The organism is Streptomyces changchenzhani, from assembly GCF_039766235.1.
Lineage (GTDB): Bacteria > Actinomycetota > Actinomycetes > Streptomycetales > Streptomycetaceae > Streptomyces.
Map to the genome: position 1 here is coordinate 362340 of NZ_JBDHNH010000009.1, position 23313 is coordinate 385652.

A 23313-nucleotide genomic window follows, 5' to 3' on the forward strand; every position below is an offset into this window, starting at 1 on the left:
AGCCACATGCCGAGTTGCAACTTCGGGGTGCGCTGCAACGTGCGCGAGCACGGCCCGGTCGCGGATAGCTGCGTTGCAGTAGGTCCTCACCAAAAAGCCCAGCCGCGCAAACGCACAGCCCGGTGGACACGGCGCCGTAGTCATCAGCTGTCTGCCCGGACCAAGCATTCAATGCGCCAAGCGCCAAGCGCAAAGAGGACAGGGGAAGTGAAGCGGGCGGATCGAATAGCGGAATCCGACAGGACGGGCCTCCTGAGTAAATGCCACAATGGCGTTCTCGCACCGGCTGACCCGATGTTCGCGGGGACGTTGTACGTTGACATGCTTCCGGCGGAGGTTTCCAGTCCTTTGAGACTCTTTCTCTTCTGCCGTAGGCGAATGCCGCCGACGACCGGCGGGGAACTGCCGCCGGCCATCCTCCTGCCCGGGTCCTGCCCGGCAAGGATGGCGAGATCGAACAAGGCCGGGGCAGTGTTGCCCGCCTCGTGTATCGCGCGCCGCTGGGGTGGCGCAGATGCCCGGAGGGCGAGCAGGATCAGCCCATGAAGATTTTGGTACTAGGCGGAACGTGGTTTCTCGGTAAGGCCGTTGTCGAGGGCGCGCAGGCGCGCGGCTGGGATGTTGCGACCTTCAACCGAGGGATTTCCGGCATCGACGCACCGGGCGTCGACAACATACGAGGCGACCGGACATGCGATGCGGATCTCGGCCGTCTGGCGGAAGGCGGTCCATGGGACGCCGTTATCGATACCTCTGCGTCAGCTCTCGCACCTCGGGACGTACTCGCGGGAAGCAGGCATCTTGAGTCCGTTGCGGGACGCTACGTGGCTATCTCGACGGTGAACGCCTATCGAGACTGGCCCAACTTGCCGCTGTCGGAAGCGTCGGACCTGCTGGATGCCCCGTCCGACGCGGATGCCGACTTCGGCAAACTCCCTGACGGCTGGGATGGTCCGGACTGGTACTACGGCCGGCAGAAAGCCGGTGCGGAGCGGGCTGTCCTGGAGTCCTTTGGTGAGGATCGGTCCACGATCCTGCGGCCGGGCGTCATCCTCGGCCCCGGCGAGTACGTCGGACGGCTCCCTAAATGGCTGACCCGGATTGCCCGCGGAGGGAAGATCCTGGCCCCAGGAGACCAGGACAAGAGCATTCAGCCCGTCGATGTCCGCGACGCCGCGACCTTCGCCCTGGACCAAGCCGAAACCGGCAAGGGCGGGGCGTTCAATGTGACTGCCCCGCTGGGCGTGGAGACCATGGGCGGCCTGCTGCATGCCTGCCTGGAAACGACAGGTGCCACCGGAGAGCTGGTCTGGGCACCCGACGATCTCCTCATCGAGCAGGGGGTCGAGCAGTGGACCGAGCTTCCTCTGTGGCGCACCCACGAGGGGGTGTGGCGCGTCGACTCATCGGTGGCGCACAGGGCGGGGTTGCGCTGCAGGCCGCTCGCCCAGACCGTCGCCGATACTTGGCGGTGGCTGGAGAACGGGAACGTCCCGGTGAAACACGAGCGGTGGGCCGAGCACGGGATGGATGCCGAAAAGGAGGCACGCATCCTCGCCATGGTCGGTGCCTGACCTACGGGTCGATCGCCAGTTGTCCGCCCGAGGCGAGCGGGCGGGCCATGGTGATCGAGCAGAAGTCCTCGATACGCTCGGCCAATTGGCGGGCTGCGGGAATGCCGCTGAACTGCTGATGCGTGAGCGATCGCCGGGCAGCCGTCACCCGCTCGATCATGCCGACCGCCCGCCACTCCGAGGGCACCTGGAAGACCGGCTCCAGCGCTTCCTCAGCGCCCTCGATCTCCCCGCGCAAGAGTCGGGCGGTAGCGAGATCAGCAGAGGCTTGCGAGGTGATCAGCACCGGCCGTGCCTCAGCCGCGCGCCCGTGCAAGATCTGTAGCGCGTGGGTGGCTGCCTCTTCTGCGGCCCGTCCATCTTTCAGCAGGAGATGGGTGGTGGCGTTACTCATGTGGAGACGGTCTGTGGTGAATCCGAACTCGCCAGCGATATCGTCGTGTAGCTCATCGCGCGTACCGGTGTCCGTTTCCAGAGCGACACGGATCGCGCGGTTCGCCTGTGCCTCATCGTTCAAGTGCCCATAGGCGCGGCCCTCGATGACCGCCAGCCGGATATGCGCCGTGTCGCCGAGCCCTCCGAATGCCTGTGCTGTGCGGACCAGGCGTGCGGCCTCGCGGGGCCGCCCGCCCCAGTAGGCCAGGAACGCAAGCGTGCCGTGGGCGTACGCCTGGAGCGGCCCATGCTCGATGACCTGCCCGTATAGGGCAGAGGTGCGGGCGAACTGAGTCGCGCTGGAAACGATGCCGAGATCGAAGGACACCGCGGAAAGCAGGGACGCCACCTGGCCGGCCGCGAGGAAGGCCCGGGTGCGCTGGCGCGGGATCTGAGTACGGTCCAGCATCGCCTGCGCGAGCGTCAGCAGGTCCTTTGCCCGGCGGTATACCTCCAGTGGTGCGGTGCGGCCGTAGGCGACCGCCAGGGCGCACACGTCGTCATCCAGCTGATCAAGGCTCATGTCGGGCAGGGTGTGGGATGCGGCGTCACCAGCGTGCGCCGCAGCGTCCCGAGCGGTCATTGCAATGTCACTTTCGTCGAGCACGGGCAGTGGTGGAGCGGCCGTCAGTTGCGAACCCTCCGGCAACGGCGCCAGAAGCTCCATCGCCGGGTGCCCGAACATCAGTGTCAGAACCTGAGGGGCTGGCTGCGCCGGTAAGCCCTGGATGATCCCGCTCGTCCAGCGCCGGAATGTCGCCTCCGACACTGATGCGGTCGCGTAAGAAACTCCCGGTCGGCCTTCGAGGCTGCTTGCCGCCTTTTCGTACTCGTTGCGGAAGACCTCGTACGTCCAGCCTTGCTGGAGCACCAACGACTGAAGCAGCGTCCGCGCGTAAATCGATCTCACTTCTGCCTCCGAACGCTCGGGCACCAGGGCAGCCAATGCGTGCCTGCTACCGCTAAATATTGCCCCTCCAGCATGCCGGGTAACGCCCTGAGCCGACATGGCACGGAGGTGACACCTCGGCGATATGCCGCTCATCGAGCGGGTGTTGAGGTGAGACCTCCGCGGGATGGTGCGCCAGCGCAGAGAGCAGGACGCTGATCACCCTCCGTTAAGGCGTCGATACGCGGCTGACTGGCACGGCATAGAAGTCAGCTCCCGAAGGGACAGAGCAGCATGGACATCCAGCGCGTCTCGGCCTTCGCCCCTGCACCGGCTTTCCGCTCGCTCACAGAATTCCCGGCCTCGATACAGCAGCGTCCGGGCGGCCTCTCTCCGAGTCCGCGGTGCGAGGTGCTGGATCAGGTGGATGTCTCCATGCCCCGGCACCATTGGACCGCTCCGGGCGAATTTGCCGACGAGGACAGAGTGTGGCCCGGCCGAATGCGTCGCCTGGGACGGGCCAAGCTGAGGCACTGGGGGCTGGACTGCCTCACAGACGATGTCACCCTCGCCTTAACCGAGTTGATTAACAACGCCTTCGAGCACGGCCATGGGCCTGAGGTGAAGTTTCGTCTTTACCGCACCTTGAAACACGTACGCATCGAAGTGCAGGACGGTTCCCCGAAGCGCCCGCTGGTTCGGCAGTCCGGCTCGCTCGGCGAGGACGGGCGCGGCCTGCTTCTCGTTGTCAGCATCGCCGATACGTGGGGCGTCAGCGAAGACGGCACGTGCACCTGGTGCACCATCCTCACCACCGAGCGGAGTGCGTGATGGTGTCCGGGCAGCAGGCGCCGCCCCAGGAAATCGTGCGGTACGCCGGGCCCGCCGCCTTCGAGTCGTGCTTCGCCCCGGAACCGATCAGCGTCGGCCGCTCCCGTCACGTCAGCGGCGTCTTCCTGCGGCTATGCGAGGTTCCCGAGACTTTGGCGGGGAGCGTGGTGCTCTGTATCTCCGAGCTGGTCACTAACGGTGTAACTCACGGCTCGGGAGACGTCTCGTTGCGTGTTCGGTGCCTCGAAGCCGAGATCTTTGTCGAAGTCAGCGACGGCAGCCCAGTGCCGCCGGCCATGCGTCCGGCTAGTGCTGACGCCACATCGGGGCGCGGCTTGGTCCTCGTAGAGGCCCTCTCCGGAGGGTGGGGAGCCAGCACGGACGGTCGGACAACATGGTGCACGTTCCACGTCCCTGAGGGCAGGCCCCGGTGACTGCCCACGCGAACACCACCATCACGGCATTGCGGGAAGTCGAGCTACGGCCGCGCCGCCGCATCAAGCCAGTAAGTGGCAAGCATCTCGCCCGGCCAGCTCGGCTGGCGCACGGCGCCTCTGGGCCCCATCTCCTGGAAGTACGGGGCCAGGTCCACCACCGGCGTTCCGTCGACCGCGTCGAGGTCCGTCACCAGAAGGTCGCGGCCCTCGACGCCCAGCAACTTCGGGTAGCTAATAGCCAGTTGGTTGGGGCGCCGGTGGTTGCGGTGGACAAACGTACCGGTCGCCGGCCAGATGGGGTTTCCTCGTGGGCTGCGCGCGTGGAGCTGAATGTCCTCGGGTCGTGCCAGGTGAAAACGCCAGGTCACCGTCAGGTGGGAGAACGCCTCGATCCCCTGCAACGTTTCGAGCGGGAAGTCGTCGTTCAGCCGGATAGTCGACTCGACCCCGCCCTGATAGTCGTCCTGAACGCGGGCGTGGCCCCCGACAACCGTTGCAATCGACTCGACCTCGTACGTTGCCATCGGCGCTCGTTCCTCTCCCAGGGAATCGCGTGTTCGGCAGCCACCACCCGGACCTACGGATCTGCCTTGTGGTCAGCCTATGGTGCGCAGCATTTCCCGCGCCCGGCGGTCCAGTTCGGCGACGTGACGACCCCCGCGTCGTCGAACGGGCGAGAGGTCGCTCTGCATTCGAACGATGACGTCGCGGGCGCGGCCGGACTGGACGCCAGCCATGGCGTCGAGGGCCTGGCCCCAAGTAGCACATGCTTCATCGAGACGGCCTTGCTGGACCTGAACGGCGCCGAGGTAGCCGAGGGTCACGCTGTGAGTGCGGGGGTATTGCTGCCTGCGGCGGGTGGCAACACTGCGCCGGAAGTGGATTTCCGCGTCGATTGGCTGGCCCATGTCGCGCAGGGCGCAGGCGGTCTCGTGGGCGAGGGAGGCTTCCTGGAAGAATTCCACGCGGCCGGGTGCATCGTCGTCGTCGGCGCGGGCCAGGTCCCGCTCCGCGCGGCTGATGGCCGCCAGTGTGCCGGGCCGGTCGCCGTCAGCCGCAAGCGCTCGGGCGTGAACGATCGCAAGCAGGGCCTTCTCACGCTGACTGGCCTGGCCATAGCGGTCGCGGGACATGGACGCGTCGGCCAGGGCGAGTGCTCTGCGCGGGTGCCCGAGGTCCACTGCTTGGTGGGCGAGGGCGCGCAGGATGTGGCCGCCGAGCGGTCCGTCTCCGGCTTCGGCTGCGATACGGGCGGCGAGGGTGAGGTAGCGCTGGGCCGTGCGATGCTCGGAGGCGTCGAAGGCCATCCAGCCTGCGAGGTAGGTCATCTCCGCGACAGCGGAGTACGTGTCCCGGCGGTGCCGTTGGGTGCGAAATCGACTGCCGAGCAGAGGCACGGCTTCGTCGCGAAGGTGGCCGGCCAGGGCCGAGCGCCCAGAGGCTCCACCGCGCTGCTGGTCGCGCGCGGAGTAGAAGTTCGTGAGGTCGCGGACGTCGTCGATGTCGGTCTGGGCCACCAGCCGCGGCGAGACTGCCGTGCGCCTGGCTGCCGCCCCTGCCGCAGCAGCCCACCACGAGGCGGTGGGCAAAGAGAGGCCGGCGGCGGAGTACGCGGCGGTCGCCAGCAGCTTGCGTCGGTGCATGTCCAGATCGTCGCTTCCCAGCTCGGCCAGCACGGTCAAAGGGTCGACGCTCCAGTCGGAACCGCTGTCAGTCGTGCCTGTCGGCTCTTCTTCCAACCCGAGTTCAGCCAAGGCGAGGTGGCGGCCGATCCTGCGGGACAACGTCTCGCGCAGGATATGCCGCGCTCTTCCGCTGGGCTGCGTGCCCAGAACCCACATGGAGATGTGCGAGCGAGAGATGGCCTCCAACTCGCGCACACCGCTCTCCGCAGCCACACGGGCCACCGCGGCGGCTGCTTGAGGCTGGGACCAGCCCGCTTCGCGCAAAAGTGCGGCGAGGGCGAGGTTTCGCTCACGGGCCATGGAATGCCCCTCGGTTACGAAATGATCTTTGGCGCCTTTGGCGGCCTTGGCGGCCGTGCAGGCATACCCCTCGGCAGAGATTCAAGGTTCGCTCAACGTAGCGGCCAGATCACTCACTCTGCACGTCGGCTGTCGGTACTCCACGGCGAACCTCCCTCAACTTGGCTTGATCCAAAAGGAGTTATGTCATGCGTCTCGCGCTGGTCCTGCATCGGGAAACCTGTCCCTGCGATGACCGAGGCAGACGGGGCCGCCTGCCCGTGGAGCCGGTCGATGTCCCGCGGGATCAATCGGTTGCTGCGGCAGAGACGGTGGCGCTCGTGCTCGACGAGGACTCGCCGCTGCCAGAGAACGCCGACGACGTGGAGGAACTCGCGCGACGCCTGCGCGGTCACATCAGCCGACTCGGGCTCGTCGTAACGCCGGGAGCGCCCGCGTTACGCGGCGCGCAGCAGCTCGCTTCGGCGGGCGTCCCCAACGGCTACATGCCCAGCACGGTGCACCTGATCAAGCTGGCCGAGGCCACCCAGGCACTCGTCGCGACCGTACAAGCTCACGTTGTCCCTGCGAAGCCGACGCGGAGACGGCGTTGGTGGAAGCCGCAGCTGATCGTGCTGTGCACCTCGGTCTTCGCTGTCGCCTTCGCTCTCTTGGCTCTGGCCGCGTCGGTGCCCCGCGCATGACCGTCACCGACGGCTGTTTTGACCGCGGTGGGTTTCGGCCCGATGGCGTAGCTGATTCTCCGCAGTGGCCGAGCAACCGGCCGCACTGCTCTCGGGGACGAGGACTCCACACCGGGGCAGAACCGACCGCCCCCGCATAAGTGATCACAGAGTCCTTCCTCATCAACCATTCCCGGCCGCTGCGGCGGCCCCAAAGCCAGCCCCGGTTCGCGGGGTCTACGGAGATCCATACGATGACTCGCCTTCCGCGTATCGAGCAGTACGGCCTGATCGGCGACATGCAGACCAGCGCCCACGTCTGCGACGACGGCTCGATCGACTGGCTGTGCCTGCCCCGCTTCGATTCTCCGGCCGTCTTCGCCGGCCTGCTCGGCACCCAGAAACACGGCTCCTGGCAGATCGCCCCGACACCGCATGCCGGCCGATCCGACGCCGGAGGGGTCGCCGAGCGCCGATACCGCAGGGACTCGCTCGTCCTCGAATCGGTCTGGCGCACCCCGACCGGATCGGTCCGGGTACTCGACTTCATGCCGCCGCGCGACGGGGCACCCCAGGTGATCCGGATCGTCGAAGGTATGACCGGTGCGGTGCCGATGGTCTCGGCTCTGCGTCCGCGGCCGGGATACGGCAGCGTCAGCCCGTGGATCCACGAGGTCGGGGGGCGCATGGTCGCGGAGGCCGGCGCGGACGCTCTGTGGCTCGACACCTCCGTCCGGCAAGCAGAGAAGGACGGCGCCATCGTCAGTTCCTTCGCCGTCGCCGCTGGGCAGAGCGTGGCGTTCGTGCTCAGTTGGTGCCCCTCTCATGCAGCCGCGCCAGACATTCCCAACCCTGAGGCCGCGCTCACCGAGACGCTCGCCTTCTGGCAGGGCTGGACGCAGGAAGGCACCTACGACGGGCCCTACCGCGAGCCCGTGGTGCGTTCCTCGATCGCGCTGAAGGCGATGACCTACGGGCCGAGCGGCGGGATCGTCGCGGCGCCGACCACGTCGCTGCCCGAGGAGATCGGCGGCGGACGGAACTGGGACTACCGCTTCACCTGGCTGCGCGACGCCTCCACCACCCTGGCCGCGCTGCTGGGGACCGGCTACCGGCAGGAAGCCCAGGCATGGCGGCAATGGCTGCTGCGTGCGGTGGCCGGCGATCCGGAGAACCTGCAGATCATGTACGGGATCACCGGGGAGCGCGACCTTCGGGAGCGGGAGCTGCCCTGGCTTCCGGGGTACGAGGGATCAGCCCCGGTGCGGGTCGGGAACGGGGCGGCGGACCAGCTGCAGCTCGACGTGTACGGCGAGGTGATCGAGACCCTGTACCTCGCGCACCAGAGCGGTGTCGCCCACTGCGCCGACACCGCGGTCCTGCATCAGCGGCTCATCGAGCACTTGGCCCAGCGCTGGCAGGAACCCGACGAGGGAATCTGGGAGATCCGCGGGGCACGCCGGCACTTCGTGCACTCCAAGGTGATGGCCTGGGTAGCCATCGACCGCACCATCCGCCTGGCCGAAGCTGGCGCCCTCGATATGGACCTGAACCCTCTGATCGAGCTGCGCGAGACGATCCACCACGAGGTCTGCACCCAGGGTTTCGACCCGGAGCGCAACACCTTCACCCAGTCCTACGGCTCGACGGAGCTGGACGCCGCCACGCTGCTGATCCCCCGCGTCGGCTTCCTTCCGCCCGACGACCCGCGCGTCATCGGCACCGTGGACGCGGTACGCCGGGAGCTGTCCACGCCGGACGGGCTCGTACGCCGGTACCCGACCATCGGCGACCACGCCGGAGTGGACGGCCTGAAGGGCGATGAAGGCGCCTTCATCCTCTGCTCCTTCTGGCTCGTCGACGCCCTGGCCCTGACCGGCCGACTGGATGAGGCCCATGCCCTGTTCGAACGTCTTCTCGCGCTACGCAACGACCTCGGACTCCTCGCTGAGGAGTACGACCCCGCCCAGCAGCGCCAGCTCGGGAACTTCCCTCAGGCGTTCAGCCACATGGGCCTGATCCAAAGCGCCCGGCTCCTTCACCTGCTGTCCACGCAGTCCTCCCCTCACCAAGGCGCGGTCGCGTTCCAGCGTCCTGGTCCCCATCACTCAGGTCGCGACAGACCTGCCAGGACCTGACGTCGCAGCACGCCTAGCCGCCGCCCTCCCCACTGACGAGGATTTCCATGTCTGACAGCGCGTACCCGAGCCGGCCGGCCGTGACCGGCCACCGCCGACGGCGGCCCCCACAGACCGATGCCTTCACTGTGCGCTGTGTCCGTCGTGCCGTGGTGCTGCCCCTGCTGCTTCTTGCGGCACTGCTGGGCGCCGCCTTTGCCGCCTGGTCGACGGCCGCGCTCGCTCTCGGCTGGCTCTTGGCCAGCCTGGTCGGCCTGGCCTGCGGGCTGATCGGCGTCGCGTTAGTGGCGGCCCGTGGAGTGCGAACGGCCGCTGGCGCCGTGCAGGCAGCCGCGGAGGACCGACGGGCAACGGAGCTGACCGCGGTCGCAGGGGTTGCGGCGGCCGTCGAGAAGTCAGTGCAGTGGTCGGCGGACGAGCTGTGCCGAGGGGCACGGCCGCCGCTGCCGGACATGCAGATGCCGCAACTGGCCAGGGCGACCGCCGAGATCGACAAGGCATTGAGCGCACTTCAGGTGCAGGCCATAGCGTCGCTGATACGCGTGCACGACGAGTCCCAGTCCATCGTCCTTCTGGAAGTGCTGCGCCGCCTAGCCATGCGCGAGCACGCCCTGGTCGGGAAGGCACTGGAGGCACTGAGTCAGCTGGAGATGCTGACCGACGACCCGGAGCTGCTGTCGAAGATCTTCGAGATCGATCACCTCGTGACGCGGATGCGTCGTCAGGTGGAGAGCACGGCGGTGCTGGGCGGGCAGTCCTTGCGCAGCGTGAGGCGGCCGGTTCCCGTCACGACCACGCTGCGCGGTGCGATCTCCGAAGTGGTGCAGTATCCGCGCGTGGTGGTCGCGGCTGGTTCCGTGGGCGGGGAACTGGGGCTTCCGGGACACGTGGGTCCGGACCTGACGCACCTATTGGCCGAGCTGATCGAGAACGCCTGCGAGTGCTCCGATCCGGTGACGAAGGTGACGGTGCGGGCGCAGCGGGTACCGAACGGGCTGGCGGTCGAGGTAGAGGACCGGGCCATCCCCATGCATCCGCAGACCCGCGCACAGATGAACCGTCTCCTCAAGGCCCCCGACGAGGTCGACGTCAGCGGCCAGGTGCGAGCCGGACAGCTCGGCTTGCTGGTCGCCGCGAAGATCGCCCAGTCGCATGGGCTGTCCGTTCTCCTACAGGAGAACGTGACGGGAGGCACCACGGCCCTGGTGGTCATTCCGGCACGGCTCCTCGTAGCGATTGCCCCCGTCGGTGACGCGGGCGCCCGACGCCGGGAAGCCCGCCCCTCCGCGCCGCCGCCCCGGCAGGACGCCGCGATGGCCGAGGCGGCGGCAGGCCAGGTCAGACGCCCGATCGCCGCGGAAGCACCGTCAGCCGGGGAGGGGGGCCACCCTGCTCCTGCGCCCGATCTTCCCCGGCGTACACGTCAGACCGGTTCCTTCCGCCCGCCACGAGAGCGGGAGCAAGCCCCCGCGACTGCGGCGAGGCCAGGACTCGCAGGCGCCTTCCGTAGCGGCATCCAGGCCGGAGGAAGCACCAGCTCGCCCCCCGATTCGGCCAGCCTGCCCAGCCATTGACGATCATCCCTCCCCCACCTTCCCAGTGGCCACGTATCCGTCGGTCTTTTCCCCTTCTGGAGCGATCCCCATGAGCACCCACCCTGAGATGACCAGCGTGACCGGCGGCGCGTCCGCGCCGGAGGCCGAAGTGACGGCGAGCGGTAAACGAGGCGACATGCTCTGGCTGCTGAGACACTTCGCCGCCGAAGTTCCGGGCGTGACGCACGCCGTCCTGCTGTCGCGGGACGGGCTGCGGCTACTGGACAGCGAAGTCGACAAGGACTGGGCGGACGAACTGTCGGCCGCACTCAGCGGAGTGGCCTCCCTCGCGGCGAACATCACCGGCCCGAGCCACCAGAAGCGGCCGGCCAAGCAGGTCGTCATCGAGCGAGACGACTGCCTGTTCTTCGTCCAGAGCGCCGGCCACAGCGCGGCCTTCGAAAACCACCCCGGCAGCCGCGGTGTCGTGGACACGATCCTCGCCGTCGTCGCCACCACGGACGCCGACGCAGGCACCGTCGGGTTCGAAACGGGGCGTCTGGTACAGAAGTTCGCCCCCTACATGCAGATCCCCGTCCGAGTCGGCACAGGTGATGAGGTCCGGTGAGCACCCACGGCGCCGCGGCCGAGGATTCGACGTTCGTCCGGACCTACACGCTGACGCGCGGGCGCACGATACCGCGGCACCTGCTGAGCCTGGACACCGTGCTGGACACCGGCCCCGGATGGCCCGGCCCTGGCCAGGCCGAGGAATGCGAAGAGATCCTCGCTCTGTGCCGGGAGCACCGTCGTTCCGTGACCGAGCTGGCAGGACGGCTCGGCCGCCCCGTCACCGCCGTCAAGATCCTCGTCTCGGACCTCCTGGACACCCACGCCCTGGTCGTCTCCGTCACCGACGCCTATGCCGCCTCCGACGCAGACGCGGATGAACGTCCCACCACCCACCTATTGGCGGCCCTCTCGGCGGGCCTGAAAAGGAAGTGGCCCGATGCCATCGCTTACCCCCAGGCCGGATGACCCGACCGTGGGCCTGCGGACACCGCCGCGCTTGCATGCCGATACACCGACCGTGCTGAAGATCGTGATCGCCGGGGGCTTCGGGGCAGGCAAGACCACCGCCGTGGGCGCCGTCAGCGAGATCACGCCGCTGAGCACGGAGGAGTACCTGACCGAGGCAAGCACGGACGTGGACAGCCTGGAAGGCGTCGAGGCCAAGCAGACCACCACGGTCGCCTTCGACTTCGGCCGCCTCAGCCTCCCCGACGCGCCCGTGCCTCTGGAGCTGTTCCTGTTCGGCACGCCCGGCCAGGACCGGTTCATCGACCTCTGGTACGACCTCTCCCGCGGAGCCGTCGGCGCGGTCGTCCTGGTCGACACCCGCCGCCTGGAAAGCAGCTTCACCCCCGTCAACTTCTTCGAAGACATCGGCCTGCCCTTCATCGTCGCCGTCAACCACTTCGACGGAGCCCACCGCTACCGCCCCGAACAGGTCCGCACCGCCCTCGAACTGCCCGCCTCTGTACCGGTGGTCACCTGTGATGCCCGCAATCCGACCAGCGTCGCAGGCGTCCTGCTGACCCTCGTCGGCCACGCCGTGCAGAACGCACCGGCCGGACCCGCTCACCCCACATCCACCACCACCCTCCAGGACGCCTGATGTCATACCAGCCCACCGACCCCCACCTCGTACCGCAGGCCGCCTCACCCGCGCTGTCCTTACCGCAACGCGGCATGCGCAACGGCGCCCACCGGCTGTCCATCCCGGCCGGCGCCGCCGTCACCGGCCAGCAGGCCAAGCAGACGACCGAACTGGCGCAGCGGTACGAGCTGCTGGAGCGCCTGGGCGTGTCCACCGCTGCCAGCCAGGACTTCGACGAGCTGGCCCGCGACATGGCACAAAGGGCCGGTTTCCTGTACGGATTCGTCAATCTGTTCCTGGAGGAGCAGACCTTCGTCGGACTGCACCAGCCGCCCGCGGACAGCGGGTACGTCATCGTCGGCCGCACCATGAGCCACGACCACGGCTGGTGCCCGGAGGTCGTGGCTCGCAAGAAGGCGCTCCCGCTGCATGACGTGCACGCCAGCCCGCGCTTCAGCGGCAACCACGTGGTCGACGCGGTCGGGATCCGCTCCTACTTCGGCGCCCCGCTCATCCACAACAGCGGCACCGTGCTGGGCACGGTCTGCGTCATCGACCCCGAGAAGCGGCCTCTGAGCGAGGCCCGACGACTCAGAGACATCGTCATCAGTACCGGCGCCCAGGTAATGGACCACATCACCCCCGCGCCCGTCCGCTAGGCCCTTCCCACCGCCCCCACCCGGGAGCCGCTAGCGATCCCCGGCCGCTCCACCGCGCGAACTTCACCCAGGGAAAGGGAGACGACCATGCCCGCCACACCTGCCACGCCGCCTCCGGCGCTGCACCCCTATCTCACCGCCCGCCACAAGCTGCTGTGGGACGAGGCAGACGCCTTCGCGGCCGAGCACATCGCACCGCGCGCCGTGAGGATGGAAGCCGCTCCGGGCAGCGTGGAGCGCAAGGTTGCCGATCTGATGGCCGCGCGGGGCTGGTTCGCCGTCACCGTCCCGTCCGTCTTCGGCGGGCAGGGCGCCGACCATGTGGCCAAGACTGTCCTGATCCATCGCATCGCCTGTGTCTCGGCGGCTGCCGCGGCCATCCTGCAGGCCACCTTGATCCCCGTCGGCGCCCTGCTGCACTTCGCCACCTATGAGCAGAAGGGCCGCTGGCTACCGCGGGTGGCGGACGGTTCGCTGCTCTTGTCGATCGCCGTGACCGAACCGATCGCCGGCGGGCACATCGGCGGCATCGAGACCGCCGCCGAGCGCACCGGCAATCAGTGGGTGATCACCGGCAGCAAGGTCCACATCGGCAACAGTCATCTCGCAGGAGCCCACCTTGTGCTCGCCCGCACCGCTGAGGCGAGCGTGCGTACTTCTCAGGCGCTGACCGCGTTCATGGTCGAATCGGACCGCCACGGGCTCTCCGTCACCGACCATCGCCCCGGTCTCGGCTTGCACGGCTTCTCCGCCGGCCGCCTCGACCTTGTCCGCGTCCGCGTCCCTGCGGACAACTTGGTCGGAGAGATCGGTCAGGGGCTGAGCGTGGCGCAGAGCAGCAGCATCCTGTACGGCCGTCCCAACCTGGCCGCGGTCAGCCTCGGGATCCACGAGGCGGTCGTCGCCACCACGACTGCCCGCCTCAAGGCCCGCCCCCGCTACCGAGGCGCCCTGTCCGATCTGCCGGTCCTGCGGGACCGCATCGGTGACATGGAGGCCCGCCTGCGAGCCGGACGCATCCTGGCCTACCAGTCCGTGCACCTCCTCGATCAGGGTCTGCCCTGCGACGCCGACCTGATCAACGCGAAGTACCTCGGCCACCAGTGGGCCAGGACGTCAGCCCAGGACGCCATGGAACTGCACGGCGCCCAGGCCCTCGACCACGGCTACGTCCTCCAGCGCCTGTGGCGCGACATCCAGCACACCTACCCACCGGCCGGGACCGGCGAAGTCCAGCGGATACGCCTCGCCGACGCCGCCTTCGACGAGGACCACATCCAGTGGTCCGAACGCCTCGCCACCGCGACCGCCTGGGCGCAACCCGACCCCACCGCTGCGTGAACGCCCGTGCACGGCACCCGTGAATCGAGACCGCCGCGCACGGGTCCGTGTCGCCAGCCCCGTCCCCCTCGGGGACCGGCGGCACCCCTCCGGTGACCGCCACCCCAGCCCAGAAAGAGACGCCCGTGACACCGCCCATGACGACCAGCGCACCAATCACACCGCTGACTCCAACCCTTAAGCGCGTCGCCCGGCACCTCGTGGACGGTCTTACGACGAACCGAGACCTCGCCACGAAGACCGGACTGTCAGCCAACACCGTCCGCCAGTACGTCCGCGACATCCGGAAGAGCGTCCACTGCCCACCCCGCAGCAAGCCGCAGGTGCTCGTGCATCTCCTGTTGGCTGCCGAACAGGTCGCCCCGCCCTCGACGGACCAGCCGGCGCCGGAGCTCAACGCTGAGCAGAAGCTGCTGCTGAAGGCGGTCGCCGAGCACGGCAGCCCCCGCGACATCGCCCGCGCCGCCAAGCTCGCCCCCGCCAATCTCCGGACTGCACTCGACCAACTGCTCGCCGAGGGCGGGGCCACCGATGTCACCCAGCTCGTCGTCCTGGCCCACGCGTGGCGCCTGCTGGGCACCGTGCCGACCGGCACAGTAGAGAGCGGAGCGGTCCAGTGAACACGTCACCCTCTGCGCCGGCCACCGAGCCGTCTCCCGCGCCCCTGCACCATCAAACGCCAGGGTCAACAACCGTGTACGAGATGCGGACTCTGGGCACGGACGCCGAGCGAGACGAGGCCGCCGCCCTCATCCAGGACCGTCAGCGCTGGCTCACCATGCGCGGCCTGCCGATACCCGCCCGAGCAGATATCCCGGCCTTGTTCCGCGACCCGCAGGCGAAGCCGGCCGGGCTGTTCGAGGCCGGGCAACTGCTGGCCTGCCTGATCCCACAGTGCGCGCCCGACCTCGGATGGGGCGACGGCCCGTGCCTCTTCCTGAGCTGCGTCCACACCCTGCCCGACCGCCCCGACGACACCGCCCAATTGATCACCCTGTGGGCCTCCGACTTCGCCGCCCGACTCAACCTGCCGCTCGTGCGTGTCGAGGCCCTGGCCCGTCGTCCCCTCGACGTTGATCCGATCGCCTCATTCCTTCGTCGGCTCACCGACATGGGCTGGGACGTACAGGGATCGGGCACCGGACAGCACAAGGAGCGAGTTGCCCGCCTTGAACTCATCGCCGAGCGGCGTCCCGGACTGGGCCCACTCATCGGCTGTCGGGTCCGCGAGCCGCAGTCCGCCGCAGACAGTCGGAGCACCGCGTGACGGCCGCCGAACCGCTGCGGCCGGACCTCGCCCGCGAACTCATCGTCCGCGCGGGGCGGTCGGCAGCGCGCCGGGCCAAGCGCGTGCGCAACCAGCTCGACGCCATCCAGCTCGGGCAAGACCGTCACGCCGACCACGCCGACACCAAGATCCTTCGCCGCGTTCTGGCTGAACACGACTGGCCCGGCCATCGCCCTGTCGGGCCCGAAGCGGCCCGCGCCACATGGAGCCTCGCTCTTCACGCCGACGGCGAAGCCGACCTCCAGCGGGCGGCCACCACCCTGTTGGAGCGCGCAGTCCAGGACGGAGACGCGCGCATCCAGCACTGGGCCCACCTCTACGACCGCACCCTGGTCAACAGTGGTCGCCCCCAGGAGTACGGAACCCAACTGGTCCTCGAACCAACAGGAATTGAGCTTTGCCCATTGCGCGCGCCTGACTCCCTGGACCAGCGAAGGGCATCCGTCGGACTGTCACCGATAGCCGTTGCCCTGGAGACGGTGCGTCGCCGGCTCGCCCCGGATCACCATGCGAACGACTCCTCGACCGTCGTGCTCGCGGGGGTCGCATGACCCAGTGGGCCCAGCCCACTCCACCGAACTGAATCCCCCAGCGAAGCGATCCCCCTCCCGGAAAAGGACCGTGGACGTATGAAGCTCACCAGCGCTGCCGTCGCCCTCGCCCTCGCCACCGCCGTGGTCGGCGCTGCCCGGCTCCGGCGGGACGCGCAGCACCAGGCCGAGCGGAACGAAGCGCTTCTCGCAGGCAACCAGCTGGATGTCCACCAAGCCCGATCTCGCCAAGCTCTGGGCGCCCGCCGACATGGAGGCCGAGGAGTACATGCAGCTCATGTCGGCTTCCGCCCGAAAAGGCACCCGCCGTTTCCAGTTCTCCGGCACAGCGCTCCGTTCGTGCCGGCGCCGCACATGCGGCACCCCTTCAGCGGCGCTTTCTGGGCCGCACACCTCGTAGAGGAGATAGCAGATGGAAAACGACGAGTTCGACCTCGACATCAGCGTCGTCGAGTCCGGTGGGACGGCCGTGGCGAGTGTCGCTTCCGACGGCGGCTGCGGCTCGACGTGCGGCAGCAGCTGCGTATCCAGCGGCACCTGACCACAACAGACCACCGGCAAGGCACCTAGGCCGTGCCGGCGCCGCTCACGCGGCACGCACCCGGCGGCTCGATAGGAGCCGCACACACCTGTGGAGGAAACAGCACATGGAGAACAACGAGTTCGACCTCGACATCAGCGTCCTGGAATCCCTGGAGTCCGGCGACGGACAAGCCACGCTGATCAACCTCACCGATGACGGCTGCGGCAGCACCTGCTCCAACCCCTGTGCCACCAACGTGGCCTGACCCTCAGCACGAGCACGCCGAAGAGCCAGCCCGCGGGGTCATCCGCCGCGCGGGCTGGCAATCCCAACACTACGAACCAGGGAGGGTGCATGGATTCCAGGAAGAGCGCACCGCTGTACAGGTGCGCGGACACCGCACTCTTGCGCGCCAGCCACTACTCGACGCTGCTGCTGCCCGCGTGGCCGGACCTCACCGACGACACGCCGGCCCGGCAGGTTCAGTGGCAGACATGGCTGCGCGACGTCTGGTCGATGACCGAGATCGCCGACGCCTTCGAGCAGGCCAGCCCCCTGTTCGCACAGCAGATCAACACACTGTGCTCGGCGGCCCGACCCGAGATCCGTCAACTACGGCGTGCGGTGATGTCCGTCATGCGGTATCTGCTGCGGATGACCGGCCGAGCAACCCCCCACGGCTTGTTCGCCGGCATCGCACCCGCCTCCTTCGGAGCACGGCCGGGATGGACCTGGGGCAAGTGGCACCGCGCCATCGCACGCGCCGACGCTGACTGGATTGCTGACCTGATCGCCCGCATGGAAGCAAGCCCCGAACTCCTGCGGCAGCTCAGGGTGATGGGCAACAACACCGCCTACGTACGCGGGGATCGACTAATCGTGCCCTACCCGCCCCGCTCACGCCGCGCGGAGAGTCGCCCCGAGGCCGAAGTATCCCTCCGTTACACCGCCGCCGTACGGATCGCTGTCGAAGCCGCCGCCTCACCCATCCCCTTCGACAGCGTCGCAGCACGGGTGAAGGCCGAGTTCCCCGACGTTTCAGCTGACCGGGTAGAAGGACTCGTCAGGAACCTGGTCGAGCGTGGTGTGCTCGTCAGCAGCTTGCACGCCCCCTCCGCCACCCTCGACGCCCTCGACCACCTGGTCAAGCAGGCCGAGGCCGCCGACGCGCCGACGACCGCTAACCTCGTGGCCGACCTACGAGCGGTCCGAGACGCCATTCGCCAGCACAACCAGGTCCTTGCCCCGACTGACGGCCGACGCTTACGCACTGCCTTGCGCCACAAGATGACGACCATGAGCCCCACCAAGGCCCAGCCCCTCACGCTCGACCTGCGAATGGACTGCTCACTCACTCTGCCCCTGCAGGTTGCCCGCGAGGCGGAGGAAGCCGCCACCGCGCTGGCCCGGCTGACCGCGTACCCCTTCGGTACTCCGGCGTGGAAGGACTTCCACAACCGATTCTTCGAGCGGTACGGCATCAACTCGCTCGTCCCTGTCCGGGACGTCGTAAATCCGGACGTCGGCCTCGGGTTCCCGGCCGGATACCGCGACGCGGAACCTGAACATCGTGAGGCCCCCTCCTCCCGTGAAGAGCGGTTACTTTCCCTCGCCCAGGCGGCCGTGCTCGACGGCCGCGACGAAATCAGCCTGGACGAGGAACTGATCCGCACGCTGACGGTCGGAGACCAGGACACGACGCAGGTGCCAGCCCATACGGAACTGCGCTTCCGAATCCGGGCCACGTCACAAGCCGCCCTCGAAGAGGGCGACTTCACTCTCCACGGCATCGCACCCTCCCGGGGGATCGGCACCACCATTGGCCGAAGTCTGGGGCTGCTCACGCCAGAGGACCAGGCCCGCGCGGCCACCATGCTGGAGAAGCTGCCGGCCAACACGCCTGGCTCCTTGCCCACACAGGTCTCCTTCGCTCCGCTCGACCGTGGCGATACCAATGTCACCCGCGTTGCCGAATTCCTGCCGGCCGTGATCAGCCTGGCAGAGCACCGTCCGGCGGACGAGCGCACCATCACACTCGATGACCTCGCCGTGGGCTGCGACCGCCGCAGGCTCTACCTCGTCGCCCTCTCCCGCGCGTGCCTCCTGGACCCCATGACGCTGCATGCCCTGGACCTGCGCGGCCACACCCCGCCGCTCGCACGCTTCCTCACCGAGATCAGCCGCTCCCAGACCGCCGTCCTGACCGTATTCCCATGGGCTTCCGCCACGGCCCTGCCGTACCTGCCACGCGTGCGCTATGGACGCACGATCCTCGCTCCGGCCAGGTGGCGGCTGGACCGGTCGGAGCTGCCCGACCGCCGAACCTCCTGGGAGGAGTGGCACAAAGCGGCCGACGAATGGCGCGCGCGCCGCCGAGTTCCGGACAAGGTCGCGCTGACCGAAGGCGACCAGCTTTTGCCGCTGGACCTCTCCGAACGAGCGCACCTGGCTCTGCTGCGCGCCCACTTGAACACCAACGAGTCGGCTGCCTTGACCGAAGCGGAATCCGGCGGCGGCTGGTTCGACGGACGGGCCCACGAGATCATCGCCCCGATGACGGCCACCCGCCCGCCGCAGTGGCCAGCCGCCCCACCCGTGACCGCTGACCAACTCCTGACCCGCGACCACGGTCACCTTCCGGGCACCGCTCCGTGGCTGCTGGTCAAGCTGTACGGGCACGTCGAACGACAGCCCGAGGTTCTCGCCGACCACCTTCCCAAACTTCTCGGGCACTGGGACGAGCCGCCGATGTGGTGGTATATGCGCTACCGCGACCCTCGATGGCACCTGCGCCTGCGCATCGCGGTCTCCAGCGAGCAGGACTTCGCACTCACCGCGCAGCGCGTGAGTGCCTGGGCGGCCGGGCTGCGCCGAGCCGGGCTCCTCACCGACATGCAGTTCGCCACCTCATACCCGGAAACCGGCCGGTGGGGTACCGGGCCGCTGATGAGCCTGGCCGAAGAGGTCTTCGCCGCCGACTCCCGAGCCCTGGCCGTCCAGTTCGCCCAGAGCCCACGCCCCCACCGACAGGCCCTCGCCGCCGCAAACTTCGTCGCCCTTGCCGTCGCCTTCACCGGCAGCACCACGGCCGGCATGGACTGGCTGATCACCCACGGCCAGATCACTCAGCCGCGCCCCCTTGACCGGACGGTGCTCGCTGAGGCGGTACGTCTGGCCGATCCAACCGACGACTGGGCTGGCCTGCGCGCGGCCCCCGGCGGCGCGGCCATCGCTGCCGCCTGGAGCGAGCGCGACGAGGCACTGGCCCGCTATCGGCAGATGTTGAACGCATCCGGCGTCATCGAACCGAACCTCGTTCTCGACTCGCTTCTGCACGCCCACCACATCCGCGCCGTCGGCATCGACAAGGACGACGAGCGGATGTGCGTGCGTCTGGCCCACGCCGCTGCAATGGCCTGGACTCACCGAGGTGATCACCATGGACCTGCGTGAGATCGCACGGGGCGCTGCCGACACCATCGCCGAGCGGCTCGCCGCCCCGCAGGACATACGGGGGCTGCATCACCGCCAGGGCTGGTGGCCGCAGTCGCTCGCGCACGGCGCGGTCGGTGTCGCGCTGCTGCATATCGAGCGCGCCCGTACCGACCAGGGGCCGTGGCAGCGCGCACACGACTGGCTCGCCTGCGCCGCAGCAGAACCCGCCGTCGGGGGCCCGGACAGCCACCTCTACTACGGGGCGCCCGCGCTCGCCTTCGCCCTGCACGCCGCCGCAGACCGCCCCGGACGCTACGCCCGCGCCCTGGACACCCTCGACATGCACGTCACGACAGCGATCCGGCACCGGCTCGTCAGCGCCCACGCGCGCTCGGACCGCGGCCAGATGCCGACGCTGGCCGAATTCGACGCGATCCGGGGCCTGAGCGGGATGGGTGGACTCCTGCTGCATCGCGCCGCCCACACCGACGTTCTCCGGGAGATCCTGACATACCTGGTCCGGCTGACCGAGCCGGTCAAGCACGACGGGGATCTCCTGCCCGGATGGTGGAGCCACCTCGCCCCCTCCGGCAAGACCTCCCCGGACTATCCGCAAGGGCACGCCAACAACGGCGTCGCCCACGGCATCGGCGGCCCCCTCGCCGTACTGTCCCTGGCTGCCCGCCGCGGCGTCACCGTAGACGGCCACCTCGACGCGATCACCCGCATCCTGGCCTGGCTCGACCACTGGCAGCAGGACAGCCCCACGGGCCCATGGTGGCCATACTGGATCACCCGCGAGCAGCTACGGTCCGGAACGCCCGGCCCCGGACCCTCCCGACCGTCTTGGTGCTACGGCACCGCGGGACTCGCCCGCGCTCAGCAACTCGCCGCCCTCGCCCTCCACGATCCCGTACGCCAACGCATGGCCGAGGCCGCCCTCCTGCGCGCGATGACGGACCCCGGCCAGCTCGGCGCGACCGTGGACGTCTCCCTGTGCCACGGCTTCGCGGGTCTGGCAAACATCACGCAACTCGTTGCCGCTGACGCCATCACCCCCGGACTCACCGACTGCCTGCCTCGGCTCCTGGCCCCGATCACGGACACCGCCCCCGGCACGCTGACGGACTCGCTGATCGGCCCTTCCAGCGGCGGCGGCATCGGGCTCCTCGAAGGTGCTGCAGGCACCGCCCTCGCCCTCCACTCCTTCCATACCGGAACGCCGTCCGCGTCCGGGTGGGAGACATGCTTCCTGACCAACTAGCCATTGAATTGAGGCAACATGAGAGACGAATGGCCGCAACGCCTCATCCAGTTCACCGACTGGAGCCGCGCGGAGGCCACCACCGTGGAGCATCTGCTCCCGGTGTTGTTCGCCCAGGAGTCGGAACTGGCCCAGTGGTCGTTCCTGCGGAAGTCCCCCTGTTGGCGATTGCGGTATCGCCCCGCCGCCCCGGGCGCTGAGAAGGTCCTGGACGCTGCCCTGGACGAATTGGTCGGTGCCGGCGTCCTCGCCTCCTGGACGCCCGGCATCTACGAGCCTGAAGAGACCGCCTTCGGCGGTCCGGCCGCCATGAAGATCGCGCACACCCTGTTCCACTACGACAGCCGTCACCTGCTGGATGAGCTGGCCCGCCAGCAGACAGCGAGCGGCCCCGGGCTCGGGCGCCGCGAGCTGGCGGTCCTTCTGCTCAGCGTGGCGATGCGTGCGGCGAGACTCGACTGGTACGAGCAGGGCGACGTCTGGGCAAGGATCGCGGCCGAACGCCCCGGCGACGAGATCCGCAGTCCGCAACGGCACAGGACCGCTGTCCACCGGCTGATGACGGTCGACGTAAGCACCACCAGCCGCAGCGTCACGCAGGGGCGACTCGCTCCGCTGGCTGAGTGGATAGCCACGTTCGAGTGGTTCGGCCAGCAGCTCGCAGACCTCAACCGCCAGGGCCGCCTGGAACGAGGGCTGCGGGCCGTGATCGCCCACCACGGCATCTTCCACTGGAACCGTCTGGGCCTCCCCGTGGAGGACCAACGCACCTTGTCAACATTCGCGAAAGAGGTAGTCATGGGAACGAGCGACAATGCCACGTCCATCCGAGCTGAGGGGGCGCCGAGCACTACGGTCAACGGGGTGAACAGTGACACCGTCGAAGCCAGTTCCGCCGACCGTCTGCGCTCCCAGTTGATCGACTATCTGGTCGAGCGGGGATGTGTGCGAACACCCCGTGTGGAAGAGGCCATGCGGACCGTGCCCCGCCACCTCTTCGTTCCGAACGCCCCGCTGGACAAGGCGTACGGCAACGCCCCCGTGAACACCAAGTTCGACCAGTCCGGCACGTCCATCAGCTGCGCCTCCCAGCCCGACATTGTCGGCATGATGCTGGAGCAGCTCGACATCGAACCCGGCCAGAAGGTCTTGGAGCTGGGAGCCGGCACCGGCTTCAACGCCGGACTCCTCGGCTACCTCGTCGGGGAGAAGGGGCACGTCACCACGATCGACGTGGACGAGGACATCGTCGACGGAGCGCGCGGCGGACTGGCCGCCGCCAACATCCACAACGTGGAAGTGATCCTCGGAGACGGAGCAGTGGGCCACGCCCCCAACGCACCGTACGACCGCATCGAAGCCACCGTCGGCGCCCACGCCGTGCCGCCCGCCTGGCTCGAACAGCTCGCCCCCGGCGGGCGGCTCCTCACCCCGCTGCGTCTGCGCGGCAGCGTCTCCCGCTCGATCGCCTTCGAGAACCAGGACGGAGCTTGGCGCAGCGTCGGCAGCCAGATGAACACGTTCATGCCGCTGCGCCAGGGCATCGCAGACGACCCGCGCGTCTTCGTTCCCCTGGACCCCGACAACACCGTCGCCCTCGTCACCAACGGAGACCAGGAAGTCGACCCGGACACCCTGAGCGACATCTTTCGCAAGCCGCGCACCGAGGCGTGGACGGACGTCACCTTCCGGGGCCCAGAGTCGCCGGAGTACCTGGAGCTGTGGCTCGCCTGCGCCATGCCGAACGGCCTTAGCCGGATGCCCGCCAAAGAAGAGGCCATCGAGAAGGGGCTGGTCACCGCGCCCTACCAGTCCTCGACCGCGGTCTTCGAGGACGGCACGCTCACCTACCTCACCCGGCGCCCGTACGCGAAGAAGGCCCCCGATGGCACCACCCTGTATGAGTTCGGCGTCATCGGCCACGGCCCCGACGGTGAGGCGCTCGCCGGAGACGTCGCGGACCAGATCCGCACCTGGAACCGTGCCTTCCGCAGCCGCGAGGTCGGGTTCGAGATCCAACCGCGCGACGCAGCCCCGCTCGCACCGAAGCCGGGCCGCTTCGCCTTCGACAACGCGCTGAACCGCATCGTCATCGAGTGGCAGTGA

Annotated in this window: 23 protein-coding genes; 20 read left to right on the top strand and 3 right to left on the bottom strand. The window is 68.6% G+C overall.

The window, feature by feature from the left end:
- Positions 1–542: 542 nt before the first annotated feature.
- Entirely contained in the window at positions 543–1574 is a 1032-nt protein-coding gene (locus ABCR94_RS28000) for an NAD-dependent epimerase/dehydratase family protein (protein ID WP_347122885.1), read from the top strand.
- 1 nt (position 1575) lies between these two features.
- On the opposite strand, the gene ABCR94_RS28005 is transcribed toward ABCR94_RS28000, so the two are convergent.
- A complete protein-coding gene (locus ABCR94_RS28005) occupies positions 1576–2955 on the bottom strand; it encodes an NsdA family TPR-like regulatory protein (RefSeq protein WP_347122887.1) in 1380 nt (459 codons plus the stop codon).
- Positions 2956–3192: 237 nt separating this feature from the next.
- Between ABCR94_RS28005 and ABCR94_RS28010 the strand changes: the two genes are divergently transcribed.
- Positions 3193–3729: an ATP-binding protein gene (locus ABCR94_RS28010; RefSeq protein ID WP_347122888.1), complete on the top strand. Its 537-nt coding sequence runs from the start codon at positions 3193–3195 to the stop codon at positions 3727–3729.
- A complete protein-coding gene (locus tag ABCR94_RS28015; RefSeq protein ID WP_347122890.1) occupies positions 3729–4163 on the top strand; it encodes an ATP-binding protein in 435 nt (144 codons plus the stop codon). The genes ABCR94_RS28010 and ABCR94_RS28015 overlap by 1 nt, the downstream gene beginning before the upstream one ends.
- A gap of 44 nt (positions 4164–4207) precedes the next feature.
- Here the strand turns inward: ABCR94_RS28015 and ABCR94_RS28020 are convergent, their stop codons facing one another.
- Positions 4208–4690, bottom strand: coding sequence for an SAM-dependent methyltransferase (locus tag ABCR94_RS28020; RefSeq protein ID WP_347122892.1), 483 nt, complete (start codon positions 4688–4690; stop codon positions 4208–4210).
- A 72-nt stretch (positions 4691–4762) separates the two neighbouring features.
- Positions 4763–6151 (bottom strand): NsdA family TPR-like regulatory protein, encoded by a 1389-nt coding sequence (locus ABCR94_RS28025; protein ID WP_347122894.1) that lies wholly within the window; start codon positions 6149–6151, stop codon positions 4763–4765.
- A gap of 188 nt (positions 6152–6339) precedes the next feature.
- Between ABCR94_RS28025 and ABCR94_RS28030 the strand changes: the two genes are divergently transcribed.
- The 17 genes from ABCR94_RS28030 (at position 6340) to fxlM (ending at position 23313) form a co-directional block, all read left to right on the top strand.
- Positions 6340–6834, top strand: a complete 495-nt coding sequence (locus tag ABCR94_RS28030; protein WP_347122896.1) for a DUF6415 family natural product biosynthesis protein — start codon at positions 6340–6342, stop codon at positions 6832–6834.
- Between the two features lie 233 nt (positions 6835–7067).
- A complete protein-coding gene (locus ABCR94_RS28035) occupies positions 7068–8951 on the top strand; it encodes a glycoside hydrolase family 15 protein (protein WP_347122898.1) in 1884 nt (627 codons plus the stop codon).
- A 47-nt stretch (positions 8952–8998) separates the two neighbouring features.
- The gene (locus ABCR94_RS28040; protein ID WP_347122899.1) at positions 8999–10525 is read left to right on the top strand and encodes an ATP-binding protein; all 1527 of its coding nucleotides are present in this window, start codon (positions 8999–9001) and stop codon (positions 10523–10525) included.
- Positions 10526–10595: 70 nt separating this feature from the next.
- Positions 10596–11114, top strand: coding sequence for a roadblock/LC7 domain-containing protein (locus tag ABCR94_RS28045; RefSeq protein WP_347122901.1), 519 nt, complete (start codon positions 10596–10598; stop codon positions 11112–11114).
- The gene (locus ABCR94_RS28050; RefSeq protein WP_347122903.1) at positions 11111–11524 is read left to right on the top strand and encodes a DUF742 domain-containing protein; all 414 of its coding nucleotides are present in this window, start codon (positions 11111–11113) and stop codon (positions 11522–11524) included. The genes ABCR94_RS28045 and ABCR94_RS28050 overlap by 4 nt, the downstream gene beginning before the upstream one ends.
- Positions 11496–12164 carry a GTP-binding protein gene (locus ABCR94_RS28055; protein WP_521977969.1) on the top strand — a complete coding sequence of 223 codons (669 nt, stop codon included), beginning with the start codon at positions 11496–11498 and terminating at the stop codon, positions 12162–12164. The genes ABCR94_RS28050 and ABCR94_RS28055 overlap by 29 nt, the downstream gene beginning before the upstream one ends.
- Complete coding sequence (locus ABCR94_RS28060; RefSeq protein ID WP_347122905.1) at positions 12164–12805, top strand: GAF domain-containing protein; 642 nt, start codon at positions 12164–12166, stop codon at positions 12803–12805. Before ABCR94_RS28055 ends, ABCR94_RS28060 begins: the two co-directional genes overlap by 1 nt.
- 87 nt (positions 12806–12892) lie before the next feature.
- Positions 12893–14146 (top strand): acyl-CoA dehydrogenase family protein, encoded by a 1254-nt coding sequence (locus ABCR94_RS28065; protein ID WP_347122907.1) that lies wholly within the window; start codon positions 12893–12895, stop codon positions 14144–14146.
- A 125-nt stretch (positions 14147–14271) separates the two neighbouring features.
- On the top strand, positions 14272–14766 hold the full coding sequence (locus ABCR94_RS28070) for a winged helix-turn-helix transcriptional regulator (RefSeq protein ID WP_347122908.1): 495 nt from the start codon (positions 14272–14274) through the stop codon (positions 14764–14766).
- Between the two features lie 83 nt (positions 14767–14849).
- On the top strand, positions 14850–15413 hold the full coding sequence (locus ABCR94_RS28075; RefSeq protein WP_347122910.1) for a hypothetical protein: 564 nt from the start codon (positions 14850–14852) through the stop codon (positions 15411–15413).
- Entirely contained in the window at positions 15410–15985 is a 576-nt protein-coding gene (locus tag ABCR94_RS28080) for a DUF6624 domain-containing protein (RefSeq protein ID WP_347122912.1), read from the top strand. The genes ABCR94_RS28075 and ABCR94_RS28080 overlap by 4 nt, the downstream gene beginning before the upstream one ends.
- A 205-nt stretch (positions 15986–16190) precedes the next feature.
- A complete protein-coding gene (locus ABCR94_RS28085) occupies positions 16191–16385 on the top strand; it encodes a hypothetical protein (protein ID WP_347122913.1) in 195 nt (64 codons plus the stop codon).
- 12 nt (positions 16386–16397) lie between these two features.
- On the top strand, positions 16398–16526 hold the full coding sequence (locus ABCR94_RS28090) for an FxLD family lanthipeptide (protein WP_347122915.1): 129 nt from the start codon (positions 16398–16400) through the stop codon (positions 16524–16526).
- Positions 16527–16632: 106 nt separating this feature from the next.
- Entirely contained in the window at positions 16633–16773 is a 141-nt protein-coding gene (locus tag ABCR94_RS28095) for an FxLD family lanthipeptide (protein ID WP_347122917.1), read from the top strand.
- An 89-nt stretch (positions 16774–16862) separates the two neighbouring features.
- On the top strand, positions 16863–19961 hold the full coding sequence (locus ABCR94_RS28100; RefSeq protein ID WP_347122919.1) for a lantibiotic dehydratase: 3099 nt from the start codon (positions 16863–16865) through the stop codon (positions 19959–19961).
- Positions 19948–21207, top strand: coding sequence for a lanthionine synthetase C family protein (locus tag ABCR94_RS28105; protein WP_347122921.1), 1260 nt, complete (start codon positions 19948–19950; stop codon positions 21205–21207). Before ABCR94_RS28100 ends, ABCR94_RS28105 begins: the two co-directional genes overlap by 14 nt.
- 18 nt (positions 21208–21225) lie before the next feature.
- Complete coding sequence (fxlM, locus tag ABCR94_RS28110) at positions 21226–23313, top strand: methyltransferase, FxLD system (RefSeq protein ID WP_347122923.1); 2088 nt, start codon at positions 21226–21228, stop codon at positions 23311–23313.